7 protein-coding genes and 1 pseudogene are annotated in these 9,405 nt (G+C 58.3%); 7 read left to right on the top strand and 1 reads right to left on the bottom strand.

What is annotated here, in order from left to right; translation table 11 throughout:
* Nucleotides 1–283 precede the first annotated feature (283 nt).
* The 7 genes from MHK05_RS11990 to cydC all read left to right on the top strand — a co-directional run bounded on the left by MHK05_RS11990 (nucleotide 284) and on the right by cydC (nucleotide 8,592).
* Nucleotides 284–487, top strand: a complete 204-nt coding sequence (locus MHK05_RS11990) for a DUF8730 family Cys-rich protein (protein ID WP_524535292.1) — start codon at nucleotides 284–286, stop codon at nucleotides 485–487.
* Nucleotides 488–546: 59 nt separating this feature from the next.
* Nucleotides 547–2,163: an FAD-dependent oxidoreductase gene (locus tag MHK05_RS11670; RefSeq protein ID WP_039676320.1), complete on the top strand. Its 1,617-nt coding sequence runs from the start codon at nucleotides 547–549 to the stop codon at nucleotides 2,161–2,163.
* Nucleotides 2,163–2,423, top strand: coding sequence for a metal-sensitive transcriptional regulator (locus MHK05_RS11665; RefSeq protein ID WP_239206879.1), 261 nt, complete (start codon nucleotides 2,163–2,165; stop codon nucleotides 2,421–2,423). Before MHK05_RS11670 ends, MHK05_RS11665 begins: the two co-directional genes overlap by 1 nt.
* A 308-nt stretch (nucleotides 2,424–2,731) precedes the next feature.
* A complete protein-coding gene (locus tag MHK05_RS11660) occupies nucleotides 2,732–4,321 on the top strand; it encodes a cytochrome ubiquinol oxidase subunit I (protein ID WP_239206878.1) in 1,590 nt (529 codons plus the stop codon).
* Entirely contained in the window at nucleotides 4,321–5,331 is a 1,011-nt protein-coding gene (gene cydB, locus MHK05_RS11655; protein ID WP_086589200.1) for a cytochrome d ubiquinol oxidase subunit II, read from the top strand. Before MHK05_RS11660 ends, cydB begins: the two co-directional genes overlap by 1 nt.
* A gap of 17 nt (nucleotides 5,332–5,348) precedes the next feature.
* Nucleotides 5,349–6,974, top strand: a complete 1,626-nt coding sequence (locus tag MHK05_RS11650) for an ATP-binding cassette domain-containing protein (protein ID WP_239206877.1) — start codon at nucleotides 5,349–5,351, stop codon at nucleotides 6,972–6,974.
* The gene (cydC, locus tag MHK05_RS11645; RefSeq protein WP_086589227.1) at nucleotides 6,961–8,592 is read left to right on the top strand and encodes a thiol reductant ABC exporter subunit CydC; all 1,632 of its coding nucleotides are present in this window, start codon (nucleotides 6,961–6,963) and stop codon (nucleotides 8,590–8,592) included. Before MHK05_RS11650 ends, cydC begins: the two co-directional genes overlap by 14 nt.
* Before the next feature lie 4 nt (nucleotides 8,593–8,596).
* Here the strand turns inward: cydC and MHK05_RS11640 are convergent.
* A pseudogene (locus tag MHK05_RS11640) lies at nucleotides 8,597–9,286 on the bottom strand (acetyl-CoA hydrolase/transferase C-terminal domain-containing protein); the annotation flags it as partial.
* Nucleotides 9,287–9,405 lie beyond the last annotated feature (119 nt).

Genomic DNA, 9,405 nt, shown 5'->3' with positions numbered 1-9,405 from the left:
GAGCCGGCGCTGATGTTGGCGGCTACGTTGCCGGGGTCGACGTAAGCCACTGCAGCAACGAAGGCGGGGCCGGTGAGGCTGATTAAGGTCTTACGCATAGGCATCTCCATACCAAAAGTTCCACTACTTGAAGTCTAGTTTTCATCGCCATATGTTCAAGCCAGGGGGGCTTCGGCTGGGCTTTTCGCATTTCTGTGATGTCGGTTTCCATTTGTTCTAACAGGGAACCCTTGACGCCATTATACCCCCAGGGGTATATTGGTGCTGGTAAGCGCTATACCCCATGGGGTATAGGAACGAAGGGAGAATTTCTATGTGTCGTCCTGTGAAATGTAACAACTGTGGAAAGACCACCTGGGAGGGGTGTGGTAATCACATCGAGCAAGTAAAAGCTTCCGTTCCTGCCAACCAATGGTGCACCTGTCCACGCAGTAGTAACGCTGGAAGCAATGGCCCGGCGGGCCTGCTTGGCCGAATTTTTGGCTAGCGTTACGGATTTTTCGGAAGAGTGTCCTTCTTGTCTCAATCCTCTTGAAAGGTTCAGATATGTCCAATAATCCCACTACAGTTATTATCGGTGGCGTAGCTGGCGGTATGTCCACCGCTACGCGCCTGCGTCGTAACGATGAAAATCGCACCATTATCGTTCTGGAGGCCTCCGGGCACGTATCTTTTGCCAATTGTGGTCTGCCGTACCATGTCGGCGGAGTAATCCCAGATCGTTCTTCACTGTTGCTCCAGACGCCAGAAGCGCTTAAAGAAAGGTTCAATCTAGATGTCCGAGTTAATACTCGCGCGTCAAGCATTGACCCAGATGAGCAGACGGTAACCACGGAGTCTGGTGAGGTCATTAGGTATGACGATCTCGTGCTCTCACCAGGGGCAACGCCGTTCTTACCGCCCATTGCAGGAATCGAGACTGCGTATACTCTACGGACGGTAGAGGACGTAGACCGTATTGCCACTGCGGTACCGGGCAAGGAAAAAGCCGTCATCATCGGTGGAGGATTCATCGGCCTTGAAATGGCGGAAAACCTACGTCACCAAGGCTTGGCCGTCACGCTCGTAGAGGCTGGCTCACAGATTATGGGGCCACTGGACGTAGAAATGGCAGCGATCGTTGCTAAGCATATGCGAGACAATGGCGTGGATATCCGGACTAACGCCCAGGCTACGGAAATTTCTGAGACCGGTGTGACCCTGCAGAATGGGCAGACCCTTGAGGCAGATTTAGTCATTGCAGCAATTGGTGTGCGCCCAGCCAGTGAACTCGCTCAAGCAGCGGGGTTGGAAGTCTCGGACCGTGGCGGGATCATCGTCGATGCACAACAGCGCACAAGTGACCCGCACATATTTGCTTTAGGAGATGCTGCAACTAAGAAAGATATTCATTCCGGCGACAACACTTTGGTGCCCTTAGCGCAGACTGCTAATCGCCATGGACGCCTAGTGGCAGATATTATTACCGGCCGCACCACTAGTTCCCTGCCGGTACTTGGAACTGCAATCGTGGGACTATTTGGCCTAGCTGCAGCATCAACGGGGTGGAACGAGCGCCGTGTCCGAGCCGAAGGGAAGGACGTGCGCGTTATTCACCTCCACCCATCGAGCCATGCCGGGTATTATCCGGGTGCAGCCCAACTACATATGAAAATGATTGTGGATGCTGAGAGTGATGCCATTTTGGGCGCACAGATTGTAGGCGAAGAGGGAGTGGATAAGCGTATCGACGTTATCGCCACTGCCATGCGAGCTGGCTTGAGCGCGACCGATTTGGCAGATTTGGAATTGGCCTACGCACCACAGTTCGGCTCGGCTAAGGATCCAATCAATTTTGCTGGATTTATTAATGACAATATTGCCCGTGGGGAGAAAACCGTTCAGTGGCACGAGCTCGATGAGCGCCTAGCGTCTGGCGCATTGCTTGTTGATGTTCGCAGTCCAGAAGAGTTTGCTTCCGGCGCGATTCCAGGGGCGGTAAATATTCCTTTGGATGAGTTGCGTGTTCGGCACGAGGAGATTGCTGATCATGACGACGTTATTGTGCATTGCCAGGTGGGACTCCGCGGGCATAATGCGGCACGGTTGCTCACAAACCTAGGCTACGACGTTGCTAATCTAGACGGTGGTTACCTTACGTGGACTAATGGACAGGAGGATTAATGAACCTCGATCCGCAAGAGGTGAAGCCGTCGATTACCAGATTGAAACGAGCACGCGGGCAAATTGACGCGGTTATCCGCATGCTCGAATCTGGGGAGGAATGCGAGGCAGCAATCACCCAGCTCGCCGCTGCTGCCAAAGCAATCGACCGTGCAGGGTATTCCGTTATCGCGGCGGGGCTTAAACGGTGCTATAGCGAGGAAGGCCCGGACGGAATCGTTGCTGAAAAGATGGAGAAGCTTTTTCTCTCTTTGTCTTAGGCACTTTAAATCTGGTTTGGGTGATAGGTCGATTGTTCCTGTTGGAGTGGTCCTACGTTTTAACTTTTTTGGTGCTGTTGCAACAGCACCTATCGAGCTAAGTGCATAAAGCTCTACAGTGAGCGAGGTTCGTGTTTTTGTTCATAGTACGGAACCCTCGCGGTCTCCTCGTCGACTACTTCAATAAGTGACCGCGCACAGGGAAGGCCACAGGTTTTCCTTCCCCAGCCGTGGACGGCGGTCGCCGCCGCAGTTGACATCGATAAGCATGGCGTCCACGCCGAATAGGACTCGAAGGAAGTGTCCATATGGAATTAGATCTTGTTGATATTTCTCGATGGCAGTTCGGCATCACCACCGTTTATCACTATATTTTTGTGCCGCTGACCATGGGGCTAGCACCGATGGTCGCCATCATGCAGACCATCTGGCACCGCACTGGCAACCCGGAATGGTTCCGAGCCACGAAGTTTTTTGGAAATCTATTCTTGGTCAATTTTGCCATGGGTGTGGTTACCGGCATCGTACAGGAGTTCCAGTTCGGTATGAACTGGTCGGAGTACTCGCGCTTCGTCGGAGACGTCTTCGGTGCTCCCCTGGCTTTCGAGGGCTTGGCGGCCTTCTTCTTTGAGTCCATCTTCTTAGGAGTGTGGATCTTCGGCTGGGATCGCGTTCCTGCCTGGGCACATCTGGCCTCCATTTGGACTGTCGCGGTGGCGGTGAATGTTTCTGCTTACTTCACTATCGTGGCTAACTCCTTCATGCAGCACCCCGTGGGCGCGGAGTTCGACGCTGAGCGCGGGCGCGCCACGCTGGTTGATCTGTGGGCGCTGCTGAGCAATCCCACCGCACTGCAGGCCTTCCCGCACGCAATGGCTGGCGGCTGGATCCTCGCCGGCACGCTCGTGGCCGGTGTCTCCGGATGGTGGATGATTCGCACCGCGCGCGCTGGAGACGAACATGGTCACGCGGCCGGCATCTGGCGCAGCCTTACCCGCTTCGGTTCCTGGATCATTTTATTGGGCACAGCAGCTGTGGCCATCACCGGCGACGCGCTAGGCAAGCTGATGTTTATCCAGCAGCCTATGAAGATGGCCTCGGCGGAGGCTTTATGTCACACCGAGACCGATCCTAACTTTTCAATCCTGGCTTTCTCACGCCTGAACAATTGCGAGACTGCTCAACACCTCATCGACGTACCCTACGTGCTCTCCTTCTTGGCTGAGGGAAAGTTCAGTGGCGTCGAGCTGCGCGGGGTTACTGAGCTGCAGCAATACTATGAAGTACTCTATGGCCCCGGCAATTACATGCCCAACCTCTTTGTCACATACTGGTCCTTCCGTTTGATGATCGGCTTCCTCGCCGTGCCTTGCATTCTGGCGATAGTCGCCCTGTGGACCACCCGCAAAGGACGCGTCCCCACTGCCCGGTGGATGGGGATCGGCGCACTGCTCGCACTGCCCGCGCCCTGGCTATCGAACTTTGCCGGTTGGATCTTTACCGAAATGGGCCGCCAACCGTGGATCGTCGCCCCCAACCCGGCATTCCAGGAGGGCGAGTTCCCCGGAGGCGAGGAACAGATTCATCTCATCGTGGACTTCGGTGTCTCCGATCACGCGGAATGGGTGGTCTGGACGAGCCTATTGGCATTTACCGCCCTATATGGGGCCCTGGCCGTGGTGTGGTTCTGGCTGATGCAAAAGTATGCCCGGATGGGGTTGAATCAGCCGGGCCTGCGCGAAGGTGAGGAGAAAGATATCGCCGCGGCGCTCTACGGTCCAGGCGAAGACACTGAGCTGGCTCCGCTGAGTTTCTCACCGCCTCAGGAGGGCGGGCCTGGAACCGAAACTGACACTGTAACCGGTTCCCATAACAAGCAGAACCCGGAGGAGAAGTAATGGATCTCAATACCATTTGGTTTCTAGCCATCGCCGCCTTCTTCACCATTTACTTCGTCCTAGAGGGCTTCGACTTCGGCGTGGGCATGTCCTTGCCATTGCTGGGAGGTAAAAGCGCCAAGGAGGCCGATGCCCGCCGTTCCGCGGCCGTCGAATCAATAGGTCCCCTCTGGGATGGAAACGAGGTGTGGCTGATCGTGGCCGGCGGCAGCATCTTCGCTGCCTTCCCCGATTGGTATGCCACTCTCTTTTCTGGGTTCTATCTTCCCCTCCTGCTCATTCTGCTCGCCCTCATTGTGCGCGGAGTCTCCATCGAGTGGCGGCATAAGGTAGACAGCCTAAGCTGGCGGCGTCGCTGTGACGCTGGGATCGTCCTTGGCTCCATCGTTCCGGCCTTCCTGTGGGGTGTGGCGATGACAAATATGGTCATCGGGGTCAACTTCACCTCCTTCGGTCATGTTTCAGCCGCCACCGAGGGCTTTATCGGTCTGCTCAATCCCCGCGGCCTGCTCGGTGGCCTAGCCTTCGTACTCTTATTCTTCGCGCACGGTCTGTTTTTCCTCGGTCTCAAGTGCGCTGACCCGCTGCGCCGGCGCGTGCATCAACTCGCCCGTGGCGGCATTGCTCCCCTCGCTGCTGCAGTGGGCGCAGCCTACCTACTGTGGATGCAACTAGCCACGGGCAAAGGCTGGACCTGGTTGGCACTTGTTGGCGTGCTCGCGGCTTTGGTCGTGGCCCTGGTCGCTGTGTGGAATAACCGCGATGCCCTAGCCTTCTACGGAACTGCAGCCGCGGTGGTAGGCGTCGGAGTCTTCCTATTTGGTTCCCTATTTCCCTACCTGCTTCCAGCCAGCAATGACATCGCGAGTCTAGATATCTACAACGCATCCGCGAATCCCTATACCCTGAAAATCATGAGCTGGGCATCGCTGTTGCTGGCACCGTGTGTCATCATCGGCCAAGGTTGGTCCTACTGGCAATTCCGCAAGCGCGTCACCGTCGAACACTAAGCGAGGCAGGAGGTACTATGGCCGCTCCCGTTGATCCTGCGCTCCTACGCCTTGTTCCGCCCGTGCGAAGCCTCATCGTGCGTACCGGCATCTTTCAGGCGTTATCAACCGTGCTAGTGCTAGCGCGCGGAATACTCATCGGCTCCGTCGCGGCCACCGTCATCACTCGAACGGCACTTGAACCGGGGGCTTGGCCCGCCGGCACGTGGCTCAAGGAGCCATCGATCTGGTGGATGCTCATAGCGTTATTCGCCGTGGTGGTCGTCCATGCGGCGGTAGCCGGACTGGCCCAGCGCGAACAATCACGTGCGGTAGGCGCGAGCGTCGACAAGCTGCGCGAGGCTACCGTGACTGCGTTATCCCACCGCGATCCCCGTGTGGTGGAAGAAGAATCAGGCCGTTGGCGCCACATCCTTGGCCGCGGTATGGAGGACTTTCGGCCCTATCTTTCCCAATTCCTTCCGGCGCTCATTGCCGCATGCATCTCCACCCCGGCTGCGCTGGCTACGGTGGCCTACTTCGACTGGGTTTCCGGTATTTTTGCGCTGGTCACCTTGCCACTCATCCCTGCGTTTATGATTCTCATCGGAACCCTCACCGCCCAGCACACTCGTCGTCGCCTGGAGGTAACCGCGGGCCTAGGCCAGCAGCTTGCAGATCTCGTGGGTGGTGCGCCGACATTGAGGGCGCTTCGCACTGCGGAAACTCCGAAGCAGTATGTGTCCCTATTAGGCAAACGGCACACAGCGGCGACCCTTGGAGTGCTGCGGCTGGCTTTCTTATCTTCTTTCGCACTGGAGTTTATCGCCACGCTATCTGTGGCACTAGTGGCAGTAAGCATCGGGCTGCGCCTAGTGGCTGGCGATATCGAGCTGCTTCCTGCGCTGGTGGTGCTCATCATCGTGCCCGAGGTCTTTAACCCAGTGCGCACCATCGGCACTAGCTTCCACGCTGCCGCGGATGGCATGGAATCTGCCAAGGCGGCTCTGGACCTAATAGCGCAACCGGTGCAGGTTGCCGGCAGCTACCGCCACCTGTCTAAATCCGGCAAGGTAAGCGTACACAACCTCAGCATCGACGGGCGCGAGGGAACGCGGCCCAAGGACTTAAGTCTGCAAGCCGAGCCAGGCCAGGTGGTGGTGCTGGCGGGGCCAAACGGTAGTGGCAAATCCAGTGTGCTGCTCGCCTTGCTTGGGCAACTGCCTGATTCCGCGGTTGGTGGGTACGTCGAGATACCCGACCAGGTCTCTTACTTGCCCGCCACCCCAGCCCTAATTACTGGCACCGTGGAGAACAATCTCGAGCTCTGGGCGGCGCCGGCACCCCAGCTGGCCCACGCGAGCGCAGAGATCCCGGTGGGGGTGCCGGCAAGCCGCCAAATTTCATCGTCCGGCAGCGGGCTATCAGCTGGCCAGCGCGAGCGGCTCGGCATCGTTCGCGCCCTAGCCTGCCCTGCCCGCTGTTATCTCCTCGATGAGCCCACCGCACACCTTTCGCCCGCGCTTGTCGACGGCGTCCTTGCCGCCCTGCGCTCCCGAGCCGATGCCGGTGCCACCGTCGTCCTCGCCAGCCACGATCCTCGTGTACTCGAGGTTGCGGACCGCGTCTACCGCTTGGAAGGAGCCGAAAATGAGCCGAAATAGTCACGCCTCTAAGGCTGAATCCACAGGCTTTTCTTCCTCCAACGAGGCCTCAACCCCGCTCGTAGCTGAGCGGGAGGCGACCTTAACTCAATTGCGGTTTATCTTCTCCACCTGCGGGTTTAGTCCCGCGTCTTTGGCAGTGGCCATTGGCGTTAGTTCCTTGGCCCTGCTGGCGGCCCTGGCTCTGGCAATGACTTCGGGTTGGCTGATTACTCGAGCCTGGCAGGCTCCTCCGGTACTGGAGCTTTCCGTCGCCGTGACCAGCGTGCGTGCGTTGGGAATCTCACGCGCAGTCTTTCGTTACGCAGACCGGCTTTATGCGCACCGTTTGGCGCTGCGCACGACCACACGATTGCGCAGTGCCATCTTTAATGGGCTCATCGATTCCCAGGTGGATCTCGGTCCCCGCGGGCGGGCCCACGTACGCCTAGTCGACGATGCGGACAAGATCACCGATCTCATCGTGCGCACGCTGGTGCCCTGCGGGGTAGCTGCGGTCTTGAGCGTCGTGTCCTTAATCTGTGCCTTCTTAATGTCGGTCCCGGCCGCGCTGGTTATGGCTGGAGCCTTCGCCCTAACCGGCATCGCCGTCCCAGCATTAGTGGCACAAGCTAGTAGAAAGCCCCAAGCCACATCTACCCGAAATGCCTTCACGGAGAATCTAGATAACACCCTGCACAACCGGGTGGAGTTCGCCGCCGCGGGGCGCGGAGAACTGCTCAGGAATCTCGCCGCACGAGCCTCGCGGCGCGAGACCTCGGCCCGGGTAGCCGCGGATCGGCCCCTCGCCGTAGCAGATGCACTAAGTTCCGGCGCCATCGGCTGTGCAGCAGTAGGCGTATTGATCTGTGCCCTTGCCTTCTACACCGGAAACCCGATGTGGATGGGCACGCTCGTGTTGTTGGCACTGTCCTCTTTCGAGGCACATGCGGCGCTACCGCAGGCGGCACAGTCCTGGCAGGAGGCCTCGGGGTCTATTCACTCGCTTTCGGCCGTTCTCAAGGCGCCGCCGAGGCCGCAGCCTCGATTCACGGACACGCGCTTCGTGCGCGCCCGCAACCTGCGGACCGAATTCGGGGATACAGTATGGAATTTCGAAGCCTTACCTGGCCAACGCGTGGTAGTGCGCGGAAAGTCCGGGTCCGGAAAGACTATGCTGCTCGAGACTATCGCCGGTGTGCGCGAAGCCATCTCCGGCGAGGTAACGCGGCCTGCCTCTTGCATACTATCGGCGGAGGATGCCTGGATATTTGCCACCAGCGTGCGCGAAAACATTCGCGTGGCTGCGCCTGAGGCCTCCGAGACTTTAATGAGCACTACCCTTGCCGCCGTGGGATTTGAGCTCGACCTCGACACGCAGCTTTCCGACGGCGCCGATTCACTTTCCAGCGGACAACGCCGCCGACTGTTGCTGGCCCGCGCGCTGTGCACGAAGGCCGATGTGTTGCTGCTCGACGAGCCCACCGAGCACATAGCTGCGAGTGATTCCGCCCGCCTACTTAATGTGCTGTGCACCCAACCTTTGCCGGGTGCGCTGCCCGAGCGCACCGTCATCATAGTCACGCATGCCCCCGGGCCGGTGGGGATCGAAGTACTCTCCCCTGCCCACCTAGCTTAGAAAACTAGGCGCGCATATCGCCCTTTTCTGCGAAGTTAATCTGGAAATCAAAAGCGGTCTTCAGATCGTGCGGGGTGTGGATGAACTTATTCTTCTTCGCCCGCTCGTAGTACTGCTCCAGCAATGGACGGTACTCGGGATGCGCCACCGCGATGACCTTCTCCACACGTTCACGCGGGGCTAGCCCACGCAGGTCAGCCACGCCGTACTCCGTGATATTCACCATGGCATCGTGCTCGGTGTGGTCGGTGTGGGAGACAAAGGGAACAATGGCAGAAATCTTGCCGTCTTTCGCCACGGAAGGCGAGACGAACGTGGTGATATAACCGTTGCGTGTGAAGTCTCCCGAGCCGCCCGTTCCGTTCATAATACGAGAGCCACCCACGTTGGTGGAGTTAATATTGCCGTAGATATCGGCCTCGATCATGCCGTTGGAGGCAATAAAGCCGAGGCGGCGGATAACCTCCGGGTGGTTGGAGACTTGCTGCGGCCGCAAGATGATGTGCTTGCGGTAGCGCTCCGCCTCGGCGTTCATCTCTTCTGCGTACTCGGGCGACAGGGCGAAGGAGGTGGCCGAGGCAACGGTCATCTTGCCCGCGTCAATCAGGTCGAGCATGCCGTCCTGGAAAACTTCCGTATAGGCCTGGATATTCTCAAACTTTGACTCTAGGAGTCCCGCCATCACAGCATTGGGTGCTGTTGCAAACTTCAGGCGGAGAGCCGAGACGACCCAGTCTTCATCCTCTGATGCTCGCTGCGGGTCGGCGTTCTCAGGCAGCCTCGAACACCCGGCTGACGATCACCGCATCCGGG

The organism is Corynebacterium nasorum (assembly GCF_022347325.1).
GTDB lineage: Bacteria > Actinomycetota > Actinomycetes > Mycobacteriales > Mycobacteriaceae > Corynebacterium > Corynebacterium kefirresidentii.
The sequence above is the reverse complement of the archived record's forward strand: the minus strand, read 5'-3'. Positions and strand labels throughout refer to the sequence as shown.

Bases quoted from the DNA above. Each gene is read 5' to 3' on its own strand.
- MHK05_RS11650 (WP_239206877.1), top strand. From the start codon at position 5,349: ATGGCCGCTCCCGTTGATCCTGCGCTCCTACGCCTTGTTCCGCCCGTG.
- cydB (WP_086589200.1), top strand. From the start codon at position 4,321: ATGGATCTCAATACCATTTGGTTTCTAGCCATCGCCGCCTTCTTCACC.
- MHK05_RS11670 (WP_039676320.1), top strand. From the start codon at position 547: ATGTCCAATAATCCCACTACAGTTATTATCGGTGGCGTAGCTGGCGGT.
- MHK05_RS11990 (WP_524535292.1), top strand. From the start codon at position 284: ATGGGGTATAGGAACGAAGGGAGAATTTCTATGTGTCGTCCTGTGAAA.
- MHK05_RS11660 (WP_239206878.1), top strand. From the start codon at position 2,732: ATGGAATTAGATCTTGTTGATATTTCTCGATGGCAGTTCGGCATCACC.
- cydC (WP_086589227.1), top strand. From the start codon at position 6,961: ATGAGCCGAAATAGTCACGCCTCTAAGGCTGAATCCACAGGCTTTTCT.
- MHK05_RS11665 (WP_239206879.1), top strand. From the start codon at position 2,163: ATGAACCTCGATCCGCAAGAGGTGAAGCCGTCGATTACCAGATTGAAA.